23 protein-coding genes and 1 riboswitch are annotated in these 25,219 nt (G+C 48.9%); of the genes, 13 read left to right on the forward strand and 10 right to left on the reverse strand.

What is annotated here, in order from left to right:
- Positions 1 to 17: 17 nt before the first annotated feature.
- From ACO1NU_RS06965 to pyrF, 3 genes are read right to left on the reverse strand one after another with little or no spacing between them, the layout of a single operon-like run.
- On the reverse strand, positions 18 to 239 hold the full coding sequence (locus ACO1NU_RS06965; RefSeq protein WP_106290924.1) for a PspC family transcriptional regulator: 222 nt from the start codon (positions 237 to 239) through the stop codon (positions 18 to 20).
- Position 240: 1 nt separating this feature from the next.
- Entirely contained in the window at positions 241 to 1,518 is a 1,278-nt protein-coding gene (locus tag ACO1NU_RS06970; protein ID WP_448817753.1) for a DUF2851 family protein, read from the reverse strand.
- 37 nt (positions 1,519 to 1,555) lie between these two features.
- Complete coding sequence (gene pyrF, locus ACO1NU_RS06975; protein ID WP_448817754.1) at positions 1,556 to 2,380, reverse strand: orotidine-5'-phosphate decarboxylase; 825 nt, start codon at positions 2,378 to 2,380, stop codon at positions 1,556 to 1,558.
- Between the two features lie 224 nt (positions 2,381 to 2,604).
- Here pyrF and rho point away from each other — a divergent pair, with 224 nt between their 5' ends.
- A complete protein-coding gene (gene rho, locus ACO1NU_RS06980) occupies positions 2,605 to 4,401 on the forward strand; it encodes a transcription termination factor Rho (protein ID WP_448817755.1) in 1,797 nt (598 codons plus the stop codon).
- A 15-nt stretch (positions 4,402 to 4,416) separates the two neighbouring features.
- The gene (gene pssA / locus ACO1NU_RS06985; RefSeq protein ID WP_448817756.1) at positions 4,417 to 5,115 is read left to right on the forward strand and encodes a CDP-diacylglycerol--serine O-phosphatidyltransferase; all 699 of its coding nucleotides are present in this window, start codon (positions 4,417 to 4,419) and stop codon (positions 5,113 to 5,115) included.
- Between the two features lie 42 nt (positions 5,116 to 5,157).
- On the opposite strand, the gene ACO1NU_RS06990 is transcribed toward pssA, so the two are convergent.
- Positions 5,158 to 5,562: an Hpt domain-containing protein gene (locus ACO1NU_RS06990; protein WP_448817757.1), complete on the reverse strand. Its 405-nt coding sequence runs from the start codon at positions 5,560 to 5,562 to the stop codon at positions 5,158 to 5,160.
- Entirely contained in the window at positions 5,549 to 6,028 is a 480-nt protein-coding gene (gene folK, locus ACO1NU_RS06995) for a 2-amino-4-hydroxy-6-hydroxymethyldihydropteridine diphosphokinase (protein WP_448817758.1), read from the reverse strand. The genes ACO1NU_RS06990 and folK overlap by 14 nt, the downstream gene beginning before the upstream one ends.
- Positions 6,029 to 6,109: 81 nt before the next feature.
- On the opposite strand from folK, the gene sppA reads away from it, so the two are divergent.
- The gene (gene sppA, locus ACO1NU_RS07000; protein WP_448817759.1) at positions 6,110 to 7,876 is read left to right on the forward strand and encodes a signal peptide peptidase SppA; all 1,767 of its coding nucleotides are present in this window, start codon (positions 6,110 to 6,112) and stop codon (positions 7,874 to 7,876) included.
- A gap of 42 nt (positions 7,877 to 7,918) precedes the next feature.
- Here the strand turns inward: sppA and ACO1NU_RS07005 are convergent, their stop codons facing one another.
- Entirely contained in the window at positions 7,919 to 9,010 is a 1,092-nt protein-coding gene (locus tag ACO1NU_RS07005) for an AI-2E family transporter (RefSeq protein WP_448817760.1), read from the reverse strand.
- A gap of 90 nt (positions 9,011 to 9,100) precedes the next feature.
- Here ACO1NU_RS07005 and ACO1NU_RS07010 point away from each other — a divergent pair, with 90 nt between their 5' ends.
- The 3 genes from ACO1NU_RS07010 to ACO1NU_RS07020 are packed head-to-tail and all read left to right on the forward strand — an operon-like array spanning position 9,101 to position 12,307.
- Positions 9,101 to 10,786 (forward strand): helix-hairpin-helix domain-containing protein, encoded by a 1,686-nt coding sequence (locus ACO1NU_RS07010; protein WP_448817761.1) that lies wholly within the window; start codon positions 9,101 to 9,103, stop codon positions 10,784 to 10,786.
- Positions 10,783 to 11,748 (forward strand): glycosyltransferase family 9 protein, encoded by a 966-nt coding sequence (locus ACO1NU_RS07015; protein WP_448817762.1) that lies wholly within the window; start codon positions 10,783 to 10,785, stop codon positions 11,746 to 11,748. The genes ACO1NU_RS07010 and ACO1NU_RS07015 overlap by 4 nt, the downstream gene beginning before the upstream one ends.
- A gap of 55 nt (positions 11,749 to 11,803) precedes the next feature.
- Positions 11,804 to 12,307 carry a SixA phosphatase family protein gene (locus ACO1NU_RS07020; RefSeq protein ID WP_448817763.1) on the forward strand — a complete coding sequence of 168 codons (504 nt, stop codon included), beginning with the start codon at positions 11,804 to 11,806 and terminating at the stop codon, positions 12,305 to 12,307.
- Here the strand turns inward: ACO1NU_RS07020 and dprA are convergent.
- The 4 genes from dprA to ACO1NU_RS07040 are packed head-to-tail and all read right to left on the reverse strand — an operon-like array spanning position 12,304 to position 15,753.
- Positions 12,304 to 13,401 (reverse strand): DNA-processing protein DprA, encoded by a 1,098-nt coding sequence (gene dprA, locus ACO1NU_RS07025; protein WP_448817764.1) that lies wholly within the window; start codon positions 13,399 to 13,401, stop codon positions 12,304 to 12,306. The genes ACO1NU_RS07020 and dprA overlap by 4 nt on opposite strands.
- A 6-nt stretch (positions 13,402 to 13,407) precedes the next feature.
- Positions 13,408 to 14,040, reverse strand: a complete 633-nt coding sequence (rsmG, locus tag ACO1NU_RS07030) for a 16S rRNA (guanine(527)-N(7))-methyltransferase RsmG (RefSeq protein WP_448817765.1) — start codon at positions 14,038 to 14,040, stop codon at positions 13,408 to 13,410.
- Complete coding sequence (locus tag ACO1NU_RS07035) at positions 14,030 to 14,686, reverse strand: RNA polymerase sigma factor (RefSeq protein ID WP_448817766.1); 657 nt, start codon at positions 14,684 to 14,686, stop codon at positions 14,030 to 14,032. Before ACO1NU_RS07035 ends, rsmG begins: the two co-directional genes overlap by 11 nt.
- On the reverse strand, positions 14,635 to 15,753 hold the full coding sequence (locus ACO1NU_RS07040) for a glycosyltransferase (protein WP_448817767.1): 1,119 nt from the start codon (positions 15,751 to 15,753) through the stop codon (positions 14,635 to 14,637). Before ACO1NU_RS07040 ends, ACO1NU_RS07035 begins: the two co-directional genes overlap by 52 nt.
- Before the next feature lie 77 nt (positions 15,754 to 15,830).
- Between ACO1NU_RS07040 and tgt the strand changes: the two genes are divergently transcribed.
- From tgt to ACO1NU_RS07075, 7 genes are all read left to right on the forward strand, one after another.
- Positions 15,831 to 16,961 (forward strand): tRNA guanosine(34) transglycosylase Tgt, encoded by a 1,131-nt coding sequence (gene tgt / locus ACO1NU_RS07045; RefSeq protein ID WP_448817768.1) that lies wholly within the window; start codon positions 15,831 to 15,833, stop codon positions 16,959 to 16,961.
- Positions 16,962 to 16,967: 6 nt separating this feature from the next.
- Positions 16,968 to 18,056, forward strand: coding sequence for an LptF/LptG family permease (locus ACO1NU_RS07050; RefSeq protein WP_448817769.1), 1,089 nt, complete (start codon positions 16,968 to 16,970; stop codon positions 18,054 to 18,056).
- A 4-nt stretch (positions 18,057 to 18,060) separates the two neighbouring features.
- Positions 18,061 to 18,969, forward strand: a complete 909-nt coding sequence (locus ACO1NU_RS07055; RefSeq protein ID WP_448817770.1) for a DMT family transporter — start codon at positions 18,061 to 18,063, stop codon at positions 18,967 to 18,969.
- Positions 18,970 to 18,988: 19 nt separating this feature from the next.
- Positions 18,989 to 19,204 (forward strand): hypothetical protein, encoded by a 216-nt coding sequence (locus tag ACO1NU_RS07060; protein ID WP_448817771.1) that lies wholly within the window; start codon positions 18,989 to 18,991, stop codon positions 19,202 to 19,204.
- Between the two features lie 554 nt (positions 19,205 to 19,758).
- Positions 19,759 to 22,566, forward strand: a complete 2,808-nt coding sequence (locus tag ACO1NU_RS07065; protein WP_448817772.1) for a hypothetical protein — start codon at positions 19,759 to 19,761, stop codon at positions 22,564 to 22,566.
- Between the two features lie 2 nt (positions 22,567 to 22,568).
- Entirely contained in the window at positions 22,569 to 22,865 is a 297-nt protein-coding gene (locus ACO1NU_RS07070; protein ID WP_448817773.1) for a hypothetical protein, read from the forward strand.
- Between the two features lie 34 nt (positions 22,866 to 22,899).
- Positions 22,900 to 23,088: riboswitch (cobalamin riboswitch) on the forward strand.
- A gap of 82 nt (positions 23,089 to 23,170) precedes the next feature.
- The gene (locus ACO1NU_RS07075; RefSeq protein ID WP_448817774.1) at positions 23,171 to 25,219 is read left to right on the forward strand and encodes a TonB-dependent receptor plug domain-containing protein; all 2,049 of its coding nucleotides are present in this window, start codon (positions 23,171 to 23,173) and stop codon (positions 25,217 to 25,219) included.

A 25,219-nucleotide genomic window follows, 5' to 3' on the forward strand; every position in this document is an offset into this window, starting at 1 on the left:
CAACGCATTTTTTGAACTTAAAAATCCCAGATGCGGGTACGGATGCGCTTCATGTAGGTTCTGATGCCGAGCACAAAAGCGGCCAGGAAATAAAAGATCAATGGAAAACCTACAGCGAGAAACGAGGAATAGATAAAGAATAAGCGGATCTTGGAGATAGACATATCGAACCTTTCGCCTAGGTAAGTGGAAACTCCGAAAGAATATCGCTCAAAAAAGGCTAGGACGCGTTGTATCATTTTAAGCGGAATTTATAATTCTTGCTCCGACTGCACAATTTACGCATTTTTTCTGATCACAGTATTTTTTTTTCAATTGCAGCAATGCCTGGGAGCGGTCGGCACTCCCGGATTTCACACCTATTTCTCTATAACGCAGCACGATACGATTTATTTCAACCGGAAGGCTTTCGAGCAGGCTAATGGAGCGTGAAATAAATTGACTATTATCTGTGTAGCGCCCATAGCTGTACAAAGCCACGGAAACGGTATTGATCAGGATGTTGTTGACGGAGTCTTTTCCGAGCTGTGCTGCCATCCGGGCGCACTCTCTTCCGGGCTTATTGTGGGTCTCCCAATAGCTGCTCATGCTGATGCCTTCAAAGAGCTTGCTGAGTTCCGCCGCATTCCCGGCTTCGAGCGTTTTGGAGAAGAGGTGTACTGAGCGGTGTACCAGCGAGGCGAACTGGGCGAGCCTTACCGCGGGGAAGTTCTGCGGGCGGAGCCGGAGATGCTTCCAGAGGTATTGCTCAATGGATTTTAGGGCGTATTTATGACGGAGATAGCGGTATTCTTCCTGCAAGCTTTGGATGTATCCGTCGGCCGCAGCCTCCTCAAGGAAACCGGCCTGTCCGAACAGCAATGCTTCGAGCTGAAACAGGCTGTCCCGGTGTTTGTCGAGTATGCGCATCGGCAAGGATCTGGCCAGCAGCTCGAATGGTAAGGCGTTTAGTTTGAAGCCGAAGGTTCTGCAGAGCAGGATATAGAAGGTTTCAGACCAGTCGCCCTGGTTGTGCTTCAGAAGCTCGAGCACCTGGGCCGACTTCTCCTCCAACCTTTCCACCAGCATGCGATCCAGACAGTTCTGGATATGAATAGAGTCCACATGCGGCAGCTGCTTTTCGCAGGGAATCCAGTTCATATTTTCGATAAGCTGGCGATAACGCTCCTTGATATTTTCGGGAATGTAGGGTTTGATGATGAGCATGGAAGGTTCGGTACCGTCGGCCCTGAGTACGCGAAGGTCATTTTCGTACACCACGTGAAGGATCACATTATTATAGGCCTTGTCGGTAGAATGGCCATGGCGCTCCCAGTCGGACGCCCGGATATGGATCTCGGCACTGCCGGCCCAGGTAGTACTGCCGATACGGACTTTGACATCTGCAAAGTCCGGACCTGCATGACTGTTGTAAAAGCCGGGTGAAATGATCTCCACCGGCTCGTTTCTGGAGGTTACGAGGGCTTTTTGGTTGAACAGCCTGAACCTCCAGATAAAATTGATAAGGTCTTCATTCATTGTGCATTCAGCTATATACTAGCAGAATACGCACAACTTACATCGATTCAAGTATCAGCTTCATTTCGTTTTGAACGTTCCGTGCTTCTGCCGCTGCCGCTTCAGCAAAATCCTTTCCAGATGATGCATATATCACTGCACGTGATGAGTTGATGAGTAATCCGCAATCTTTATTCATTCCGTATTTACATACATCCTGCAGGTTTCCGCCCTGCGCGCCAACGCCGGGAACAAGCAGGAAGTGGTCTGGTGCGTGTTTACGTATGCTCAGGAAGGACTCCCCCCTTGTTGCACCCACAACGAACATGATGTTCTCGTTGGTACCCCAGTCGGCCGCCTTCTGAATAACCCGCTCAAACAGCATGGTCTCTTCGTCTGCAGGCAGGAACTGAAAGTCCTTGCTGCCTTCATTGGAAGTAAGTGCCAGGATGATCGCCCATTTATTTTCAAACTTCAGGAAAGGCTTCACGGAGTCTGTACCCATATAAGGTGCTACAGTGACCGAGTCGAAGCTCATTCCGGATGATTCGGCATTAAAAAAGGCCTTCGCATACATTTCAGAGGTGTTTCCGATGTCGCCGCGTTTGGCATCGGCAATACTAAAGGTGTCTTTGGGCAGGTAGTTCCAGGTTCGGATCAGGCTTTCCCATCCTGCAAGTCCACGGCTTTCATAGAATGCCGTATTGATCTTATAGGATACGCAATACTCTTTTGTTGCATCAATGATCTGTTTATTAAACTCGAAAACAGGATCTTCTGCGTCAAGAAGGTGTTCAGGGATTTTGGTAATGTCTGTGTCCAGGCCGATACAAAGGAAGGATTTTTTGGTCCGTATCTGCTCAATTAGCTCTTTACGATTCATAGTAATAATAAGCTTCAAAGTAACCAAAACATTAAAGGGCATTAAAATTTTTTTTCATATTTTTTGCTTTTTACGATTTAATGGCTTAGAATTGTGCTTTATCTCAAAAAAGCAGTCCCCTCTTTATTCAAAGAAAACTCATCAGCCTTATTTTTGCACATGATTTTCTTATTACGAGTGTGGATTAAACTCTTACAAAAAGAATCCTATAATATTTCAATTGAATGGAAATTACTGAATTGAACGACAAGCTTGTGTCCGAGCTTCGTGAGATTGCCAAATCCTTTGGTGTTGAAGGCGCCGATGCCTTAAGAAAACAAGAACTTATCACTAAAATAAAGGCACATCAATCACAAAGTACTGCTGCTGGCGAGGCTTCCGCATCAATTGATTCAAGTGCTGCAAACGGTGCTGCCGTTGACGGTGAAAAGCCGAAGAAACGCACCAGAACAATAAAAACCAAGACGGATTCAGTGAAAGCTGCTGCAGCAAGTGCTGCACAGGAAACACTTTTCTCTGCCCCGGAATCAGAATCAGAAGCAAACCCTACAGAAAATACCGCAGAAGCGGCAGCTGCACCTGTTGCAGATGCTACTGAAGCTCCAGAAACTGCACCTGCAGAAGCGGCTCCGGCTGCAGCACAGGAAGCTGCTCCGGCTCAGCCTGGTCAGCGACCAAGAAGACAGATCACCATTAAGACTGACAGGGCAATCACCCTTCCCGGCGATCAACAGCCTAGAAAGCGTGAAGAATCTCCTGTTAACGGGGAGGCTCCTGCAGCTGAACGTGCTCCGAAATTCGAGAAACGTTTCAACACGCCTACCGGCAGAACCGTTGAAGCGCGTCCTGTAGAAAGACCACAGGAACAGCGACTTTCTGATCAGAATGCGGCCGTAAATCTGGATTTTGACAATGTGATTGTGAACGAAGGCGTTCTGGAGATCATGCCTGATGGCTATGGCTTCCTGCGTTCTTCTGACTATAACTACCTGACTTCGCCTGATGATATCTATGTATCACAGTCGCAGATCAAACTTTTCGGACTGAAGACCGGTGATACCGTACGCGGAAGCATCCGTCCTCCGAAAGAAGGTGAAAAATATTTCCCGCTGGTACGTGTGGAAGCGATCAATGGTCGTATTCCTGCTGAAGTACGGGATCGTGTACCGTTTGACTTCCTGACACCGCTTTTCCCTTCAGAAAAGCTGAACCTGTTCATGGATACCAGTCATAACTCTACCCGGATCATCGATATGTTCACACCGATTGGTAAAGGACAGCGTGGTTTGATCGTGGCACAGCCTAAGACCGGTAAGACGATCTTATTAAAGGATGTGGCTAACGCGATTGCAAAGAACCACCCTGAAGTTTATCTGATCATCCTGTTGATCGATGAGCGTCCGGAAGAGGTAACCGATATGGCAAGAAGCGTACGTGCTGAGGTGGTATCATCTACTTTTGATGAGCCAGCTGAGCGTCACGTAAAGATTGCCAACATCGTTTTGGAAAAAGCGAAGAGAATGGTTGAATGCGGACATGATGTGGTGATCCTACTCGACTCGATCACACGTCTGGCACGTGCTTATAACACGGTTGCTCCTGCTTCCGGAAAGATCCTTTCGGGTGGTGTGGACGCGAATGCGCTTCACAAGCCTAAGCGTTTCTTCGGTGCGGCACGTAATATTGAGGATGGTGGTTCACTGACTATCCTGGCTACTGCGCTGATCGATACCGGTTCGAAAATGGACGAGGTAATCTTCGAAGAGTTCAAGGGTACAGGTAACATGGAGCTTCAGCTTGACCGTAAGCTGGCGAACAAACGGATCTATCCTGCGATCGATCTTACTGCATCCAGCACACGTCGTGATGATCTTCTTCATGACAGGGAGAACCTGCAAAGGATCTGGATACTTCGTAACCACCTGGCGGATATGAATTCGCAGGAGTCTATGGAGTTCCTGCTGAGCCAAATGAGAGGTACTAAATCGAATGAGGAATTTTTAGTTTCGATGAATAGCTAATTCAAATTAGTATACATGAAAAAACATATACCTAACGCCATCACATGTCTGAACTTATTCAGCGGGTGCATAGGCGTTACGTTTGCTTTCAGTAATGATCTGACCTTAGCTGTATATTTTATCGTTATTGCTGCACTGTTCGACTTTATTGACGGAATGATTGCGCGGGTTCTGCACGTGTATTCTCCTATGGGAAAAGAGCTGGATTCACTGGCGGATATGATCAGCTTCGGCTTGCTGCCGGCTGCAATTGTCTATCAGTTGTTCCTGCAGGCACCACAAGTGGGAGAAATGAGCGAGTACCTGAAGTTTTCGGCTTTCTTTATAGCGATGTTCTCAGCGCTTCGACTGGCTAAGTTCAATATTGATCCACGTCAGAGCGATCACTTTATCGGCTTACCGGTTCCGGCGAATGCGCTGCTGGTGGGTTCGCTCCCGATGATCATTTCGGCGGGAAGCGGGGCTCTGGATGCTTATATCCTGAATCCTTTCTTCCTCTTTGTGTTCAGTATCGGTACGGGATTCCTTCTCGTGATGGAAGTACCGCTGATCTCGCTGAAGTTTAAGAACTTCAGGCTGCAGGAGAATCTGTACCGCTATATCTTGCTGGGTTCTTCGATCCTGCTGATATTGCTGCTCAAATTCGTAGCGATACCGATCATTATCTTTATTTATATCGTGCTATCGATCATCCAGTTTACGCGGATGAGATAAGGTTTACAGGGATCTATTTTAAAAAATAGATCCCTGTTTTAATTATAGCTTAGAGGCAAGTTCTATACGTGCTTCCTTCAGGCCTTCATAAATCTGCATACAGGTTTGGTTGATTGCTTCAAAGTCGCCCGGAATCGTCTCCAGATTCACCTGTCCCCTGGCATTCGCCTCAATCCCTGCCATCTTCACGCGAAGGTCTTCTGCTCCGACAAATGCAAGCGTAGGTTTGATCTTGTGGGCCACATCACCGGTAAGCTTCCAGTTTTGCTGCTGTATGGCTCCGCCCAGCTCTTCGAAATATCCGGGAGTCTGCTCCAGGAAGATATCGATCATATCGATTACAAATTCTGCGTTTCCTCCGGCAATATCGTTTAAGTAAGTTAAATCGACTTTGAATTCCTTGCTCATGGTGTTCTTATTATAGATGACAGGTTTAAACTTTTTCAACAATTAGTGTGTCTTGCAAATGGCTATACAGCTCGCCGACAGTTTGCCCCAGCACGGGATGTACCAGTGTAGGCGCCAGCTCCATAAGCGGCTCGAGAACGAAGCGCCGCTCCTGAAGCAAGGGGTGTGGGATGATCAGGTTAGGTTCTGACACCTGATCGCTGTCGTAAAACAGGATATCGATATCTATCGTTCTTGAACCCCACTTCTCCTCTCGGGTGCGTTTCAGCTCTGCTTCGATTTGCTGCAGATGGCGCAGCAGATCCTGGGGGGCGAGTGCGGTTTGTACCTGAAGCACCTGGTTGAGGTATTCGGGAAGTTCTGTGCGTCCCCACGATGCCGTGCGGTAAACGGATGATCTTTGCAGAACCTCGCCAACCTGGTTTTCAATAGCCAGGAGGGCCTTTTCCAGATAGTACATCCTGTCGCCGAGGTTGCTGCCCAGTACTAAGTAGACTGCATGCATAAAACTTTGTTTGGCTGTAACGTTTCAAATATATTCATATCTAATTGCATATACTTGTATTACTATTAAGTTTTAATATCTATGAGAAGCTTTTTTAAGTTCGTTTTCGCTTCAATGCTGGGTTTCATCTTGTCATTTGTTGTGTTGGGCATCGTGATGGTCCTGCTAGTTGTAGGCATCGTGTCGGCATCCAAAGACCAGGAAGTACCCCTGGAAGCCGGCTCGATCATGCATTTTTCGCTCGAGCATCCGGTGACGGAGCGTACAGTCAGGAGCCCGTTTGACAATCTCGATGTTGCGGGACTGGAATCAAACAAAAACATTGGACTGAATGATATCCTTGCAGCACTGAAGCGTGCGAAGGAAGATGATAACATCAAAGGCATTTATCTGGATCTGTCGAGCATCCAGGCGGGAATGGCGACTGTAGAAGAGATCCGGAACGGCCTGCTGGATTTCAAGAAATCAAAGAAATTCATCATCGCCTATAGCGAGGTTTATACACAAAAGGCCTATTACCTGGCTTCTGTAGCCGATAAGATCTATATCAATCCGGAAGGCGTTCTGGAGTTTACCGGTATGAGCTCACAGTCGGTCTTCTTCAAAGGAGCCTTGGAAAAGCTGGGTATTGAACCGCAGATCATTAAAGTGGGAACGTTCAAAAGTGCGGTAGAGCCTTTCATCCTGGATAAAATGAGTGATGCGAACCGCAAACAGGTGGCTTCTTACCTGGGATCAATCTATGATCACCTGCTGACGAATGTCTCTGCATCCCGGAAGATCTCCAAGGATTCTCTGTTTGCTATTGCCAACCAGCTGAAGGTGCAGCAGGCTACCGATGCCGTGACCTATAAGCTTGCTGATGGCGTGCGCTATAAGGATGAGGTGATTGACGAGCTTAAAAAGCGGACAGATGTAGATAAAAAGGACGACATTAAATCAGTCACGCTGATGAGCTATATCAAAGGCAACCGCCCGGCAGATGGTGATATGGACTCGCGCATTGCCCTTGTTTATGCATCGGGCAGCATTGCGGGTGGAGAAGGTGATGATGAAAGTATCGGCTCTGAACGGATATCAAGAACTTTGCGCAAGGTGCGTACCGACAAAAAGGTGAAGGCTGTGGTTTTCCGGATCAACTCTCCGGGTGGCAGTGCACTGGCATCGGATGTGATCTGGCGCGAGGTGGCGCTGACCCGCAAGGTAAAGCCGGTCATTGTTTCCATGGGTGATGTGGCTGCTTCCGGCGGTTATTATATTGCCTGTGCTGCCGACTCCATCTTCGCTCAGCCGAATACCATTACGGGTTCTATCGGCGTGTTTGGCATCATTCCGAACATGCAGAACTTCTTCAATAATAAGCTGGGAATCACCTTTGATCAGGTGAAGACTGCCGAGCACGCTGATTTAGGTACACTTACCCGTCCGCTTACTGATGGAGAGCGACTGATCATTCAGAACGAGGTGAACCGCATCTACGGAACGTTCACTAAGCGTGTGGCCGACGGACGTAAACGCACTCAGGTTTATGTGGACAGCATTGGTCAGGGTCGCGTATGGAGCGGACGTGAGGCTCTGAAAAATGGCCTGGTTGACCGTCTTGGAAATATCCAGGATGCGGTGAACTCAGCGGCTAAAATGGCGAAGGCTAAAAACTATAAGCTGGTAGAATACCCTGAGGTTAAAGACGGTTTCAATTCGCTCTTCAGCAGTAGTGAGGACAAGTTGAAAGAGCACTTTGCCAAACTTCAGCTAGGCGAAAGCTACAGCTACTACATGCAACTGAAGACGATACTCGAAGGAACAGGCGTACAGGCAAGAATGCCTTATAACATCGACATTCGATAAGCTGGATCTTTTCAGCTATCGTGGAAGCGGAGCAGGCCTGGCCTACTCCGCTTCTTTTTTGAACATGTTTTTGATTTTGCTTACGAAACCCTTTTCTTTTTTCTCTTTGCGCTCACCGCCGATGAGGTAGGCATAAGGCTTTAGCGGCTCGACATTGTCGCATATAATTTTGGCTATACCCAGGAGCGGGATCGCGAGTACCATTCCGGGAATTCCCCAAAGCATTTCGCCAAGTACCAGGACGATGATGGTGAACAAGGGATTGATGTTGACCTCCGCTCCTACCACCAGGGGCTCAATGATGTAGCTCTGAATGAACTGAACGACAAAATAAGTGGCGAGAACCCCCAGTACCATATTGCCGCCACCTCCCTGGGAGATCGCCATCAGTACGGTGAAGCCTGTACCTGTCAGATTCCCTACAAAAGGAACGATCTCCAGCAGGCCGCAGAGCACGGCGAAAAAGATGGCGCCTTCTATCCCCACAATGGAGAAGCCAATCCCGTACATCACCCAGAGCATGACGACCATCATGGAAAGGCCTGAAAGATATTGGAAAGCGACTTTCGCCGACTCGTTGATCACTCTTTCGGTACGCTGCATGTGCTCGACAGGAACCAGCATGAGGATGAACTTCTTCAAGCGGCTGCGGTAGAATACGAACAGAAATGTATAGACGGTAACGAGCACGAAATCCACAGCGAGGCCCATCAGGGTGGTGATCACACCGGCCATCTGATCTGTTGTGGCAGCTTGCTGTTTGTCGATGATTTCGCTTTGTTTCTGCCGGGAGATGCCGACCGTATTGCTGATATAGCCTTCGATCTTGTCGCGGAGGTTGCCCAGATGGTGCTGCATCTGCGAGAAGTCTTTGGCCAAATCCGACAGCTGCCAGGCGAAGATGAGCACGAGTCCCCCGATAACCGTCAGCAAGATCAGGATGCAGAGTGCGGCGGAGACACCGCGGTGGAGACCCTTCGACTCGATGCGCCGGCAAAAGGGCAGAATCAGTGTGGCAATAATCCCTCCGAAGCTAAGGGGGATGAGAAATTCGGCAGCGAAGAAAAGGCCTCCGAACAATAAAAAAAGAAATGCAAGAACCTTAATGGAGTCGGAAAGAGAAACGTGAGCCATGCGTGTGAGTAGATGGTGTTTATGTAGAACAGAAAACGCAGGCCAGGGTTTTGAATAGTCTTTGCGAACATATTTTCCTATTTTTGACCGATGGAAAACAAGCCCATATCGCGCATTCTGCGGCTGCTGGCTCAGCTGCAGGAACTTCACGGAGAAAACTCTTTTAAGACCAAAAGCATTGCCAATGCGGCCCTCGCCATCGGGAAGCTCCCGTTTGATGTGGCTTCAAGGAGCCTTGCGGAGTTATCTGCTGTTCAGGTGATCGGCAAGAGCGTTGCGGCGAAAGTGAGGGAGCTGGTGGAAACGGGTACCATGAAGGAGCTGGATACACTGCTGGAACAAACCCCTCCGGGGATAGTGGAAATCATGAGCATCAAGGGTCTTGGCCCCAAGAAGGTGCTGGTGATCTGGAAAGAGCTCGGCATTGAAAACACCGGAGAGCTGTTCTATGCCTGTAACGAGAACCGTCTGATTGAAGCGAAGGGCTTCGGACTGAAGACTCAGGAAGACATCAAAAAAGCAATTGAATTTAAGATGGCCAGCAATGGCCGCTTTCTATATGCCCATGTACAGGGCTTTGCCGCAGGCCTGATGGAGGAGCTGCGGAAGCTCGCCGGTACGGAACTGCTATCTTTCACGGGAGCGTTCAGGCGCAAGGCGGAGATCGTTGACGGTCTGGATATTCTGGTGGGTGCAGCGGTTTCGGAAGCTGTTCTTGCCTGGCTGGAAGCTTCGGAGGATCTCCAGGTGCTGGAACATACTGCCGGGAGTATTACGGCGGAAAATGGTTCAGGTGTAAAGATCTATATCCGTTTCTGCGAGCCGGAGGCTTATTTCAGGGAGCTGGTTTTGCAGACCGGAAGCACGGAACATCTGGAAGAGCTGTCGGCCCGCATAAAGGATTTGCCTGCGGCGGTGGAGTCGGAAGAAGCCTATTATCAGGCTGCAGGCCTGCCGTTTATTGAGCCGGAACTGCGTGAGGGGGTGTTTGAGTTCGGACTTGCAGAGCAGAACGCTTTACCTGAGTTGATCCGCTATGAGGACCTCCGGGGTACGCTGCATAACCACAGTACCTGGAGTGATGGGGCGAATACGCTGGAGGAGATGGCGCGGTTCTGCAAGGATGAGCTGAAGATTGAATACCTGGGCATCTGTGATCACTCGAAATCGGCGTTCTATGCGAAGGGCTTGAGTGAGGCACGTGTCCTGGCTCAGCATGCGGAGATTGATGCGCTGAATGCGCAGCTTGCTCCTTTTAAGATTTTCAAGGGCATCGAATCGGACATTCTGTTTGATGGATCGCTGGACTATCCCCTGGAGATCCTGGCGACTTTCGACTTCGTGGTAGCATCCATTCACTCGGTGTTTAAAATGTCGGAGGAGAAGGCGACGAGCCGACTGATTACGGCTATCGAAAACCCTTATACGACGATACTGGGGCATCCGACAGGACGCCTGCTACTGAGCAGAAGTGGTTACCCGGTCGACATCCGCAAGGTGATTGATGCCTGCGCGGCAAATGGGGTGGTCATTGAGATCAACGCGAACCCACTGCGACTGGATATTGACTGGCGCTGGCATCAGTATGCTATCGGGAAAGGCGTGATGCTCTCGGTCAATCCGGATGCACACAGCGTGCGGGGCTTCAGCGACATCCATTATGGCATTCTGGCCGCGCGCAAAGGTGGCGTAGCGAAGGAGAATTGCCTGAATGCTTTAAGCTTACATGACATCACTATGCTCTTTGAGGGCAGAAGATCAAAAATAAAAGGATGAAAATACTCATCATACGATTTAGTTCAATAGGTGACATTGTGCTGACCACTCCAGTAATCCGTTGCCTGAAAGAGCAGCTTGCGGGGGTTGAGGTACATTATATTACCAAGAAGGCATTTGAGAGCGTCTTGAAGTTCAACCCCTATATTGATAAGCTGCATCTGCTGGATGGGTCGATTGGGGAACAGATAGGCACGCTGAAGGCCGAGAAGTTCGACTTTGTGGTGGACCTCCATCATAATCTGCGGACTTTGCGCATCAAGCGTGCGCTGGGTGTACGCTCGGCATCTTTCGATAAGCTGAACATCGCCAAATTCCTGCTGGTCAACTTCATGATCAACCGGATGCCTGATGTGCATATCGTGGACCGTTATATGGAGACTGTAGCCTCGCTTGGGGTGAAAAACGATGGAAAGGGTCTGGACTACTTTCTGGGCGATGATTATTCGCTGGAGCAAATGCTCCCGGAAAGCCATCAGGATTATACAGGCTTTGTTATTGGTGCGCAGCATGCTACAAAAAGGCTTCCGCTGGAGAAGATCATCCGGATCTGCGAGCAGACAGATGGTCCGATTGTGTTGCTGGGCGGCAAGGAGGATAAGACCGTTGGAGATGAAGTAGTCAGGGCTGCTGGTCCGCGGGTGTTAAACTGCTGCGGCAGTTTCGCGCTGAACGAGTCGGCTTTTCTGGTGAAGATGGCCCGGAAGATCATCAGTCACGACACGGGTCTGATGCATATTGCGGCTGCTTTTAAGAAGAAGATTGTGTCTGTATGGGGGAATACGGTGCCTGAGTTCGGCATGTATCCTTATCAGGCGGAGGAACACTTTGTGGCGGAGGTAAAGGGACTCCCCTGTCGCCCCTGCTCGAAGATCGGGCATAAAAAGTGCCCCCGTGGTCATTTCAAGTGCATGAATAATCAGGACGACAGAAAAATTGCGTCTGTTTTAAACAATTGGTAAGGGATATCCATTAATACGGTGACGGAACACCGGCATCTGCCAGTGCTATACATACATGAAAAAACTGCTGATTATACGCCATGCTAAATCTGACTGGAGCATGCCGGGACTGACTGACTTTGATCGTACACTGAATTCCCGCGGCTTGCGGAATGCTCCGGAGATGGCCATCCGCTTAAAAGAACGAGGTCTGATTCCGGAGGCCGTGGTAGCGAGTCCCGCTGTACGCGCCAGGACAACAGCTGAAATATTTTGTACCGCGTGGGATTATGCAGTCTCTGATATTCTGTTCAAAGACGAGATCTATGAGGCCTCTCCTTCTGCGCTGTTGCGTGTAATCAATGAGCTCGACGACCGCTATGACTCGGTCGCGCTTTTTGGGCACAACCCCGGTTTAACGGAGATCATCGTGGATTTGTGTAACAGCGATCTCTATAATCTGCCCACCTGCGGTGTGGTACAGATTGCCTTTCCTTTTGAGAGCTGGGCCATGGTAAGCAGGCAAACGGGCGAGCAGCTGTTGTTTGACTATCCGAAGAACGAGGAACCTGAGTTTTAGCGCAGACGGTACCTTTTGCCTGGCAGGGCAATAATGAGATCCTGCATTTCCATATTCAGAAGAAGCATCGTGAGCTTGGTTTGTGGTATTTCAACGGCTGCCTGGAGCTGGTCGAATGAGGAGGACCCGTATTCGTGCAGGTATTCTGCAATGGCTTTTTCTTCTCCGTAAAGGCTCAGCGGAAGGCTCAGCTGGGCATCTGCCTGTTGGTTGCCAGCCGCCGGGTTCCAATCAAGCAGGTACTCAATATCTTTGACTCCGGTAACCAGATGTGCCCTGTTGGACTTGATCAGGAAGTTGCAGCCTGCTGAATAGCTGTCGTTAACGCGACCGGGGAAAGCCATGACATCGCGATCATAAGAGTTGGCGATTTCGGCGGTAATGAGGGCCCCTCCTTTCAGTCCCGCTTCCACAACGATCGTGGCATCAGCCAGTCCGGCTACAATGCGGTTCCTCTTAGGGAAGTTCTCTTTATCAGGTTTGGTCTGGGATGGAAACTCGGTAAGGAGTCCGCCCGTACTGAGCATGCTCTCTGCTATGGCGCGATGCTGAGCGGGATAAATGCGGTCGAGCCCATGCCCTACTACACCCACTGTGGGTACTCCCGATTTGATGCAAGCCTTATGGGCGGCGACGTCGATTCCGTAGGCGAGTCCGCTGACCACCAGCACCTGCTGTGCTTTCAAGCCTTCTACAAGCTGCTGAGTGAGATCCCTGCCGTATTCTGTTGCATTGCGCGTGCCTACGATGCTGATGATCTTGTCGCTGTTGAGATCAGCCTCCCCCTTGTAGTACAGGAGAACGGGAGCATCATGGCATTGACGCAGTCGCTCAGGATACTCCGGAGAGTTGTAGAAAAGCGTTTTGATCTTGTAGCGTTCAACGAATTGAAGTTCGTCTTCTGCACGCTGCATGAAGGTTCTGGCTAAGATGGCTTCGGCGGTTTTGGGACCTATTCCGGGGACTTGCAGCAGGTCTCTGCGGGAAGCGTTGAAGATGCCTGGGGCGTCACGGAAATGCTCGATGAGAAGTCGGGAAGTAACGACCCCAACACCCGGAATGAGCGTTAGGGCTATTTCGTATAAAGAGGACATAAGGCTTTATTGGGCCTTGAAAGATACTACAAATTTGGTGTCAAAAAAGTCTTCTTCAAAGAATTTTGAAAGGGGTGTAAGCGTAACATCTTTCAGCTTTGATTCGGCAATTTCCTGCTCCAGATCGCCTCCTTTCAGGTACAAAACGCCGTTTGGAAGTGTATTGAGCGACTCCTTCTCGAACTTGCCTTTTACCCAGGGATAAAAGTCTTTCAACTGGGTTACGGCACGGGAAACCACAAAGTGGAATTTCTCATCGATCTGCTCGGCACGTGCATGTGTAGCCTGCAGATTCGTTAATCCGATAGCCGAGGATACTTCTTTCACTACTTTGATCTTTTTCCCGATCGAGTCGACCAGATGGAAGGAAGTTTCGGGGAAAAGTATCGCCAGCGGGACTCCGGGAAAGCCGCCTCCGGTGCCCACATCCAGCACCTTCTCGCCGGGCAGGAAGGAGATCACTTTGGCAATACCAAGGGAGTGCAGGATATGGCGAAGGTACAGGCTCTCAATGTCTTTACGGGAAATTACATTGATTTGTGCGTTCCACGTGGCATATAAACTTTCCAGCTGTGCAAACTGGTGTTTCTGTTCTTCGCTGATGTGGGGAAAGTAGTGTGTAATTAGTTCAGAAGTCACTTGAAGGATTTTTTTTCCGGCGATTCAGTACGTTGGCCAGGAGATCTCTTGCTCTGAACAGCTGTGCTTTGACAGTGCCCAGGGGAAGATCAAGCTGGGTAGAGATCTCTTCATAAGACATCTCTTCGAAATACCGGAGATTGATTAAAATTTTGTATCGGTTGGGCAGCTTATCGATGATGAGCTGCAGGGTTTCTTTTTGCTGTTTTTTGATGGATTTCTCTTCAGGGTTCAGCACATCTGACCTTACATCAAAAGTACGCTCCTCCCCTTCTTTGTCCTCCATCGCGTTCATGGAAACCACATTAAGTCGCTTTTTACGGATAAAATCAATGCAGTTATTGGTAGCAATACGAAAGAGCCAGGTACTGAAGGTGAAGTCGGGCTTGTACTTTTCGATGTTCTCAAAGGCCTTTCCGAAGGTTTCGATCGTCAGGTCGTTGGCGTCGTCGCGGTTGTTTACCATCTTCAGGGTCATGAAGAAGATCGAATCACGGTAACGCTGCATCAGTTCAGCATAGGCTTTCTGATCGCCACCTCTGGCGCGCTGAACCTGATTGAAATCGTTCACAGCGTTTATTGAAAAATTCGGGTTTACTTCCATTGCACCTTCTTCCTGAATGTTGCCACTATTGCCAGTACACATATAAAGATATTAAAAAACAAATCCAATACCGGGAACCACCATATCACATTTTTGCAATTTAATTTCCTCATGGCCGGTGTGTAGACGATGAGTTGCAGGGTGAGACGGATGAGGTATACTGCCGGTACGATCCACCATTGAGCATGTAGCGCAATCATAATGCCAAGGAGCACATAAAAAAGCACCGCAGTGCCCGTTTGAAGTGAAAGGACGCGTTTATCGCTGCCCTTATACGCTTTACCTGCCCCCATGTGACGAACCTTCTGGCGCCATAAAGCGGCCCAGCTTTTCTTGGGTTCAGACCAGACATGGCTATCGGGATGGATCTGGATCCGGGTGTTCTCAGGTGTTGCATTTTCATTCACAAAGAGATCGTCATCACCAGACAGGATGTGCATGTGTGAAGCAAAGCCCTTTGACTGGAAAAAAAGCGACCTGGTATAGCTAAGGTTGCGCCCAACGCCCATGTATGGGTTGCCTGCAAGGGCGAACGTCAGGTAGTTAAGGGCGGTGCTGAATGATTCGTAGCGGATGAAGGCATTCAGAAATCCCCTTCCGCGCTCATAGGGTGAGTAGCCCAGCACGATGGACGTTCCGGGGGTATACTGCTCCTGCATGCGCCGGATCCAGTTGACAGAAGCGGGACGGCAGTCGGCATCTGTAAAGAGCAGATGCTCATTTTTTGCGGCCTTCACCCCGATAGTGACGGCGAATTTCTTGCCGTGTTTAAAGCGCTCATGTTCGGTCAGGGTGACGACTTTCAGATGGGGATAGCGGGACGAAAAACCACGCAGGAGAAGTTCAGAGTCGTCGGACGAACAGTCGTTTACCACCACCACTTCGTAGTCAGGATAGTCCTGCTCCAGGATGAGACTCAAGTTCTTTTCCAGGTTCTTCTCTTCGTTCCGGGCACAGATAATGACGGATACGGGGCGGGTAATTTCCTCGGCCGGCTCCATGATCTTGTAGACTCCCAAGCGGCCGTGCACGATGGTAATAAAGTATAGCTGAATGATGAGGACTACCTGGAGTAGAATAAAAACAGGTACAAAGATATAATCTGCCAAGGCGCGCGTTCGTTTATAGGTTGCAAAGTTAAAAGTAAAGTTGGAACCTCAATCAATTTCTTACCTTTGCACGTTAAATGAAATTTAAATTAGAGGCTAAAGATCAGCATTCACAGGCAAGGGCCGGTGAGATCACGACCGATCACGGTAATATAAAAACACCTATTTTCATGCCTGTGGGTACCGCAGGGACGGTTAAAGCCGTTCATCAGCGAGAGCTCAGAGACGATATCAAAGCTCAGATCATCCTGGGAAATACCTACCATTTGTACCTCAGACCGGGGCTTGAAACGTTGGAGAAGGCAGGCGGACTGCATAAATTCAATGGCTGGGAGCGCCCGATCCTGACGGATAGCGGTGGTTATCAGGTTTATTCCCTGTCTGACGTACGTAAAATTAAGGAAGAGGGGGTGACATTCCGCTCCCATATTGATGGCTCGAAGCATCTGTTCACACCTGAAGCCGCTATGGACATTCAGCGGGTGATCGGCGGGGATATCATCATGGCCTTCGACGAGTGTACGCCTTACCCATGCGACTATAATTATGCGAAGCGCTCGATTGAGATGACGCACAGGTGGCTGAAACGCTGCTGTGACCGATTCGACTCAACAGAACCTAAATACGGCTATTCGCAGACCTTATTCCCTATTGTTCAGGGATCTGTGTACAAGGATCTCCGTGTACGTTCAGCTGAGGCTATCGCTTCCTTTGAGCGCGAAGGAAATGCAATAGGCGGCCTTTCTGTAGGAGAACCGGCGGAAGAAATGTATGCAATGACGGAGCTGGTGTGCAATATTTTGCCTCAGGAAAAACCTCGTTACCTGATGGGTGTTGGTACTCCGGTGAATATCCTGGAAAACATCGCCCTTGGTGTGGATATGTTTGACTGTGTGATGCCTACCCGGAACGCCCGGAACGGCATGCTTTTCACAAAGAATGGTATCATCAACATGCGTAATGAGAAGTGGAAGAACGATTTCTCGCCTATTGAGGCAGACAGCGATCTTTTTGCCGATCAGGTTTATACAAAAGCCTATCTCCGCCACCTGATTTCTTCTAAAGAGATCCTGGGAGCCCAGATAGCCACCTTGCATAACCTCCATTTCTATATCTGGCTGGTGGGCGAGGCTCGTGAAAAGATTATTTCAGGCGAGTTTTACGACTGGAAAAAGAAGATGGTTGTACAGTTAGCTCAACGTTTGTAGTACGAAATGAACAGATTCATCAAGATCATTGATTGGTATATTATCAAGAAGTACCTGGGTACGTTTTTATTTACCTGTGCTATCTTCACGGTAGTGATCGTGATCTTTGATGTGTCGGAAAAGCTGGACGATTTCCTGAAGCGGAATGCGCCTTTGTCGGAGATCATCTTCGAATATTACGCCGGCTTTGTGCCCTTCTATCTGAACTTCCTCTGGCCGCTGATTAACTTTATCGCGGTGATATTCTTCACGGCGAAGATGGCTGATCAGACAGAGATCGTGCCGATTCTGAGCGGCGGTGTGAGCTTTAAAAGGTTCCTTTGGCCGTACTTCCTATCCTCGTTCATCCTGTTCTCGATAAGCCTTTTTGCCAACCTTCTTGTCATCCCGCACACGAATAAGCTGATGATAAGATTTGAGAATATTTACATCAAACCGGCGAACAACGAGTCGAAGTCGGAGACGCATATGCAGATCGACAAGAACACGCTGGTCTTCATCAAAAACTTCGATAATGTGCAGAAAGTAGGCTATACCTTCATTCTGGAGAAGTTCAAGGGAGATGAGCTGGTGGAGAAGATGATGGCCGACCGGATTGTATGGGATTCAGTGAAGTCTAAATGGAGTATCGAGAACTATACGGTGCGCGAGATCAAGGGATTAAAAGAGACCATGACCTCCGGCCTGAAAAAGGATACCACTCTGGATATGAGACCGGTAGACTTCGTTGTTTACGATAATATCTATTCGGCCATGGCCACTTCAGAACTCGATAACCGGATCGAAAAAGAGAAGATCCGCGGAACCGGAGTCATGCAGCTGCTGCAACTGGAGAAGTACAAACGCTATGTGAACCCGCTTGCAGCCTTCGTTTTAACCCTCATGGGAGTCTCTCTGTCGTCACGTAAGGTACGTGGCGGTATCGGATTGCCTCTGGGGATTGGAATCTTCCTGAGCTTTACCTATATCCTCTTTATACAATTCTCCACTATGTTCTCCCTGAAGGGCGGACTCCCTCCCCTTGTTGCAGTCTTTATACCGAACATCCTTTTCGGTGCCCTGGGTGTTTATCTCATGATTAAGGCACCTAAATAAACACATGTCATTTTCTTCTCGTAATCGTAATCTTTTAATCCTTCACGGAACGGTATTGGTGTGGGGTTTTACCGGCATTCTCGGCTCCCTGATCAGCATCCCCAGCGTACCTCTGGTATGGTACCGCGTGCTCATTGCCTTCATCACTTTGTATGTCTATTTCAAGGCAACGAAGACCTCTCTTGCGCTGCCCAGGGAGGCGCTTATCAAGCTGTTTTTAACAGGTGCTCTGGTGGGCGGTCACTGGATATTATTCTTCCAGTCTATCAAGAGTTCGACCATTTCTGTGGGCCTGGTTTGCCTGTCTTCCCTGACCCTTTTTACGGCGATTTTAGAGCCTCTGATCGGGCGTAAAAAAATCTCCGGACTGGAGATCTTAACGGGTGTTTTTATCATCTGTGGAATCGTCATGATCTTCAAATTTGAGAGCCAGTACACGCTTGGAATTTCCCTCGGATTAGGCAGTGCATTTCTGGCCAGTTTGTTCTCGATTATCAACTCCAGACAGGTACAAAAACACCCTGCGAGTCTGATCAGTTTCTACGAAATGATCGGTGCTTTTATCTGGCTTTCGATCTATATGTTTGCAACCGGAGGCTTTGATTCGGGACTTAAACTCGTAGCTTCCGACTTCATTTATCTGATGCTTTTAGGTACTGTCTGCACCTCTCTGGCCTATGTGGCTGGGGTCTCTGTAATGCGGGAATTATCCGCTTTCCGCGTAGCCCTGATCACCAATCTGGAGCCTGTCTACGGCATCGTTCTGGCCTTCATTTTCTTTGGGAGCCGGGAGCACATGACACTGGGATTCTATGCCGGAGCAACCATGATTATGGGAGCTATATTTCTCTACCCCTATCTGCGAAATAAGATCGAGAAGCGCCGCTTAGAGAAGACCATACCACTGGTATAAGCTCGTAAATAAATACACTATGAAGGCCCGTTTCGACGGGCCTTTTTTGTTGGATATCTTTTCTAAACGGGGGTTTGAACGCTGGGATGATAGAAGACTATTCCGATTCAGGCCGCCTTTGCAATTGATCAACCTCTTTGGAAGGCTAGGAGCCTGGGTCACTCTGGAAAGCGAATCTGCGTCTTCGGGCAGCAGTAAGATCGCACGTGAGCGCCAATATGTCACCTACCACTAAACACCTCCTCCGGGCTTATTGCTCTCTTTTCTCTCCAGTTGATCTTCTGTGGTCCCTTGAACCCAGGATGAATACGTCCACTTACCAGATCATTAAAGAGCGCCCAGAGAGAGCGCTCAGTTCTTTCGTGCTCCCTTCAGAACGCAAACTGCGTCGAGTAAAACACAAGGAAAGTTGCGGAATCTTAAGGGCCATTGCTCTCCCGAGACCCCACCTGATGCATCGCGAGACCGACCGTATGGCATGGGCTAAAATCTGTTACAAGGACCCAAGCTGGAGCGAATAGGAGAGGGCTGAAGGAGCATCATTAAGATTAGAGTAAATTCGGCGGAATTGTAGAAAATAATGCGTAAATTGAGTTCATATTAGAATTTATCGGGCGATAATGTATTACAATAATACCATGATATTGAGTTACTTTACCACACCTGATTAATTTAAATATTTATATAATAATTTGATATTCAGGAGATTTAAACTAAAATATTTAGCAAGTGCCAAAAACAAGCCCTTTTTTTACGTATATAAGTATAAATATCACCTTAATTCTCATTTTGTACTCAAGTATTTGTTCAGATTCATTATTTGCTCAGGTTTACAGCTCAGACCAGAACCCACCTTCCCTGCGCTGGCGACAGATTAACACAAAAAACTTTCAGCTGATCTACCCCTTAGAGCTCGAGCAGGAGGCTCAGCGAATCACCTCAGTCCTTGAATCTATCGTCACCCGTGAGCGCCGGAGCATCCAGGTGAAGCCTAAGAAAATCTCTATCATTCTGCAGAACCAGGGTGTCACCTCCAATGGCTTTGTGGAGCTCGCTCCACGTCGGTCGGAGTTCTACACCACCCCTTCTCAGAGCTTCGACTTTCAGAGCTGGCTGAACAGCCTGGCTATACACGAGATGCGCCACGTGGTTCAGTTTGACAAACTGACAGGCCGCCTTAATGCCCCTTTCTTTGAGCAATTGGCCCTGGCGGTATTTGGGATTACATTACCGCCCTGGTTCTTCGAGGGAGACGCTGTGGTAACAGAAACCGCACTCACCGATGCAGGCCGGGGACGGATTCCGGAATGGAGCATTGCCTTAAGAGCAAATACACTAAGTAACCGGAAGTTCTCCTACTCCAAGAACTACCTGGGCTCGGTTAAAGACTTCACTCCCGGCTACTACCAGCTTGGCTTTTTCATGACCAGCAAGCTGAGGAAAGATTATGGCAAGGACGTTATGGAGCAGCTGTTTTCCCGGATGACCTCGCAGCCTTTCAGACCCTATAATCTGAGCAACTCGGTGAAGAAACTGACGGGCATGAGCACCCGTCAACTGCATGACTCGACCATCAGTGAACTGCGTCGTTTATGGCAGAACCAGGTGGACCTTTCGGAGGCTCATGACTACCCTTCCCTGAACAAGAGGAGGAACACCATTCCCGAAAATTACCTGATGCCGCAGACTCTTCCGAACGGCGATATCCTCGCCATGAAACAGAGCAAGGCAAGCACCCCACGCATCGTCCGGATCGATGGTTCCGGAAGAGAAAAAAAGGTGGTTGAGATAGGCTATCAGGAGCTCCCCTGGTTCAGTTATGGAGGGGGTAAAATCACCTGGGATGAGCACCGTTTTGAAGGCCGATTTCATCAGCGGTCATACAACGTCATCAACGTGTTCGACACCCTGACCCGAAGGTCCCGGCAGATTACAAAAAAGACCCGGCTCTTCGCTCCTTCCCTCTCTCCTGACGGCAACAAAATACTGGCGGTTTCTATCTCCTATTCCAATGAGATTTCCCTTGTGGAAATCGACGCAAGAAGCGGCAGAGAGCTGAGACAATTTAAGTCGCCGAACAACGATATGCTGCAGATGCCGGCCTACCGGCCGGACGCTGAAAAGGCAGTCGTTGTAGCCGTAAATGATTCGGGAAAAACGCTCCTGGAACTGGACCTTCAGTCGGGGAACTTTGCCCCTCTCCTACCCTACCAGAAGCAGGAAATATTAAGACCGGTGTACGCGGAAGGCTCGATTTTCTTCAAGGCTCATTACAACGGCATCGACAATCTGTATCGTCTTGATCTGTCGGACAGGAGAATTTTCCAGGTAAGCTCAGCAAAACTGGGCGCGTTTAATCCCTTCTACGACACGATCTCCGAAAAAATGACCTTCAATACGTACACGCGTCTTGGATACGATATAGCCGCTCTAAATGCGGATTCTTTAGCAGGCGTACCTTTGGAGAACATCGGCAACCATTTTGTTGATTACGGAAAAGCTGCCTACGAGCAGGAAGGAGGACGCAGTTTATTATACGATATTATCTACAAGACTTATCCATCGACAAGGTATAAAGAGTGGCAAAACCTCTTCAATTTCCATAGTGTGATTCCGACGCTGGAGGACAATCCATTCTTTAACGACAGCAACTTCGGACTGGAAATTCAATCCGACAATCTGCTCAACACGATGAGCTTTTACACAGGTTATCAATTCAACAATGCACTAAGGAAAAGCGAGTATTCGGCAGGCTTCGCTTACAAGCGCTTCTTCCCGATTCTAAGCGTTCATTATATCAACCGGCCGCGCCTGATTTATCGCCGGGCGGTCAGCAATAATGTGACCACCTACACACCTGTGACCTGGCGGGAAAATGAGGTGAAGGCGGAGGTGAGCGTGCCGCTGAGCTTTAACCGTTTTAACCACACCTATGGTGTAACGTTCAAGACTGGTACGAGCCTGACGAACCGTTATGATTTTGAGAACAGGATGCCATCACTTCTTAGCAGGCTCGACTTCCCGATGCACTACCAGCTGGCACTTTCGCACAACAGCAGAAGAAGTGCGCGGGACCTTGTACCCCGATGGGGACAGAACGTCACCCTCACCTACCGGCACTTTCCATTTGAAGATCGCGTAGAAGGTCAGCTCTTCGTTTTCCGGAGCACCTTGTATTTCCCGGGCCTTCTGCGAAACCATTCCTTTGCAGCGAGCTTCAACTTCCAGGACGGAGAGGGTAATTACCAAAATTCTGTAGACATCCCCCGGGTATCGGGATACAGCTTCCTGAAACCGCTTGGCAACACGCACAACACACTGCTGCTGAATTATCGAATGCCTGTATTCTATCCCGACTGGGAGCTTGGCCCGCTTGCCTATATCAAAAGGGTAAAACTAGGACTGTTTGCCGATTTCGAGAACGTCGGCCAGGGGAGAACCTTTTCTCCGCGGTCCTTTGGCGCGGAGCTTCGCGGCGATATGAACCTGCTCCGTTTTTATCTTCCGAACTTTGATATTGGCGGAAAAGTCGTATTTTTAAATGAGAAACCCAGTCGGAAGCCGATCTTCGAGACTATTGCAACCTATAGCTTCTAATTATGAGAATAAAAACATTCTTCATCATCCTGATCACTGCCCTGGTGACCATTGTTCTGATGAACAATACAGAAGAAATAGACATGTGGCTGTTCGGCACGACCCGCATATCGAAACTCATCATCCTGGCAGTGGTATTTGTACTTGGCTTCATAGTAGGAGCTCTGGTCATGCGTCCGCGAAAGAAGAAAGTACTGGAAGAGGATGAAGACGAGTATCCTGAAGAGGATGCACAGAATCTTCCCGTCAATACCTACAAGACCAAGCTGAGCGACGAAGACCGCGATTATATCAGCTAAGCATTCTTATATTGCATTTAACCGGGCAAAGGCCTACCTTTGCAACAGCTTTGGTTCCCTGTCCATTGACAGAGATTAAAAGGGAATCTGGTGTAAATCCAGAACTGTCCCGCAGCTGTAAGCTCCTTAATCCAATGCCCCCTCAGTCACTGTAAGCATAGCGAACGGGAAGACAGGCAAAGGAGGAGCAAGTCAGAAGACCTGCCGTAGCATAATGATTCATAGCTTTCGTGGATTGAGGCTGGAATGAGATCTAACTGTTTGGCTATATTTCATTCTGCACTCCACTGCAATCAACGTGCAAGATGACGACAACAATAGCCGGACCTGCTCCGCCAAAGTCTTTTCTCAAATTCCTGCTGACGCTGGTTATCCTGTACAGTTGGGGAGATACCTATGCTCAGGAGAAAAGAGGAACAGGATCAACTGTCGTTCATACCGATACCCTTCACCAGGTTCAGATTAATGCGCGCTTTCTCGTAGCCCCTGAAAAATCAGCAGTACCACATCAAAGTTTAAAGGGCGAGCAACTCGAAAGGTTGAACAGCCTGAACGTTGCCGATGCACTGAGGTTCTTTTCGGGACTGCAGGTAAAAGACTATGGAGGCATTGGGGGGTTGAAAACAGTCGACGTGAGAAGCATGGGATCAAGCCATACTTCAGTATTCTACGACGGCGTGCAATTGGGCAATGCGATGAACGGACAGACAGACCTGAGTAAGTTTTCTCTGGACAACCTCGACGAGCTTCATTTATATACTTTCCAGAAGAGTGACATTTTTCAACCGGCCAGAGCATTTGCCGCCGGCAGTTCACTATACCTGGAGTCGAAGGTCCCAAGCTTTCGCGAGGGAAAACAGACGAATGCAGGTGTACGATTCCGGACAGGCTCATTTGGATTGATCAACCCTTCCGCTGTGTTGCAGCAAAAGATTTCAAAGAATATTTCAGCAAGTTTGAATGCCGAATGGCAGCAGTCGGACGGGGACTACAAGTTCAGGTATACCAATGGCGTTTATGACACCACGGCCGTTCGGCAGAATGGCGATATGGATGCACTACGCCTGGAGGCAGGATTTTATGGCATGACTCGCGACAGCAGCCAATGGACACTGAAAGGCTACCATTACCGCTCGGAACGTGGACTCCCCCGGGCCATTGTCAGCAATAATTTCGAGTCAGATGACCGACTATGGGACAGGAACAGCTTCGTACAAGCTTCATGGAAGTCGCCCCTAAACCGTCGGTTCCAGAGCATGGCAAACGCCAAGTATGCCTATGACTATACCCGATACCTGGATCCGGACCACTACAAAATGGAAGGCCCGCTGGACAACCACTACCGCCAGAAGGAGCTTTACCTTTCCCTGGCGAACAAATACCGTCTTAACCAATATTGGAACGTGGGCCTATCGGCAGACTGGATCCACAACAAGCTGGACGCAGACCTCGAATTCTTCGCCTATCCCACTCGCAATACGAAGCTGGTAGCAGCTTCGTCGTCGCTGGATCTAAAAACATTCCATCTTCAGGCAAGCTTATTAGGTACATATGTATCCGAAACAGTGGAGGCATACGAGTCGGCCAGCAATTTCCACCGATACAACCCGGCGATCAGCGCTTCCTGGCAGCCGTTCAGGAAACAGCCACTGCTGATCAATGCCTTCTATAAGGAGACCTTCAGGATGCCCACTTTCAACGATCTGTATTATAGCATGATCGGCAACACAGCACTACAGCCGGAACGTGTCGCGCAATACAATGCAGGATTAGCTTATCAGCAAAACCTGCAGGGACAAATCTGGAAGAGTGTGTCTGTTCAGGCGAATGCCTATTACAATCACGTAAAGGATAAGATTGTGGCTATACCCGCTGAGAACTTGTTCCGGTGGACCATGGTCAACCTGGGAGAAGTGGATATCAGAGGCGTGGAGAGCAATGTTCGCTCCGATCTTCAGCTATCCAACGCACTGATGCTGCACCTGGGATTAAATTATACTTACCAAAGGGCTGTGGATGTGACTTCCGGGGCGTCGAACTACAATCATCAGATCCCCTATACCCCGCTTCACAGCGGCTCATTGACCCTCGGAGCAGACTACAGGAAATTAACGCTGAACTACAGCTACGTATATTGTGGGGAGCGGTACAGCCAGAAGACAAATATTCCTGTTAACTATATTGAACCCTGGTACACGCATGACATCTCGTGTGCGCAGATTCTTGAGGTATCAGGAAGGAAATTCAAGATCGGCGGAGAGCTGAACAACATCTTCAACCAGTACCGCGACATTGTACTGAACTTCCCGATGCCGGGTCGTTCTTTCCGATTTACCTTTAGCACTAACATCTGA

Source organism: Arcticibacter sp., from assembly GCF_053551015.1.

Coding starts and splice junctions, on each gene's coding strand:
- ACO1NU_RS07070 (WP_448817773.1), top strand. CDS start 22,569: ATGAGAATAAAAACATTCTTCATCATCCTGATCACTGCCCTGGTGACC.
- ACO1NU_RS07020 (WP_448817763.1), top strand. CDS start 11,804: ATGAAAAAACTGCTGATTATACGCCATGCTAAATCTGACTGGAGCATG.
- pssA (WP_448817756.1), top strand. CDS start 4,417: ATGAAAAAACATATACCTAACGCCATCACATGTCTGAACTTATTCAGC.
- ACO1NU_RS07055 (WP_448817770.1), top strand. CDS start 18,061: ATGTCATTTTCTTCTCGTAATCGTAATCTTTTAATCCTTCACGGAACG.
- ACO1NU_RS07015 (WP_448817762.1), top strand. CDS start 10,783: ATGAAAATACTCATCATACGATTTAGTTCAATAGGTGACATTGTGCTG.
- ACO1NU_RS06970 (WP_448817753.1), bottom strand. CDS start 1,518: ATGAATGAAGACCTTATCAATTTTATCTGGAGGTTCAGGCTGTTCAAC.
- pyrF (WP_448817754.1), bottom strand. CDS start 2,380: ATGAATCGTAAAGAGCTAATTGAGCAGATACGGACCAAAAAATCCTTC.
- tgt (WP_448817768.1), top strand. CDS start 15,831: ATGAAATTTAAATTAGAGGCTAAAGATCAGCATTCACAGGCAAGGGCC.
- ACO1NU_RS07075 (WP_448817774.1), top strand. CDS start 23,171: ATGACGACAACAATAGCCGGACCTGCTCCGCCAAAGTCTTTTCTCAAA.
- rho (WP_448817755.1), top strand. CDS start 2,605: ATGGAAATTACTGAATTGAACGACAAGCTTGTGTCCGAGCTTCGTGAG.
- ACO1NU_RS07035 (WP_448817766.1), bottom strand. CDS start 14,686: ATGTGTACTGGCAATAGTGGCAACATTCAGGAAGAAGGTGCAATGGAA.
- ACO1NU_RS07005 (WP_448817760.1), bottom strand. CDS start 9,010: ATGGCTCACGTTTCTCTTTCCGACTCCATTAAGGTTCTTGCATTTCTT.
- ACO1NU_RS07060 (WP_448817771.1), top strand. CDS start 18,989: ATGAAGGCCCGTTTCGACGGGCCTTTTTTGTTGGATATCTTTTCTAAA.
- ACO1NU_RS06965 (WP_106290924.1), bottom strand. CDS start 239: ATGATACAACGCGTCCTAGCCTTTTTTGAGCGATATTCTTTCGGAGTT.
- ACO1NU_RS07050 (WP_448817769.1), top strand. CDS start 16,968: ATGAACAGATTCATCAAGATCATTGATTGGTATATTATCAAGAAGTAC.
- folK (WP_448817758.1), bottom strand. CDS start 6,028: ATGCATGCAGTCTACTTAGTACTGGGCAGCAACCTCGGCGACAGGATG.
- ACO1NU_RS07010 (WP_448817761.1), top strand. CDS start 9,101: ATGGAAAACAAGCCCATATCGCGCATTCTGCGGCTGCTGGCTCAGCTG.
- dprA (WP_448817764.1), bottom strand. CDS start 13,401: ATGTCCTCTTTATACGAAATAGCCCTAACGCTCATTCCGGGTGTTGGG.
- sppA (WP_448817759.1), top strand. CDS start 6,110: ATGAGAAGCTTTTTTAAGTTCGTTTTCGCTTCAATGCTGGGTTTCATC.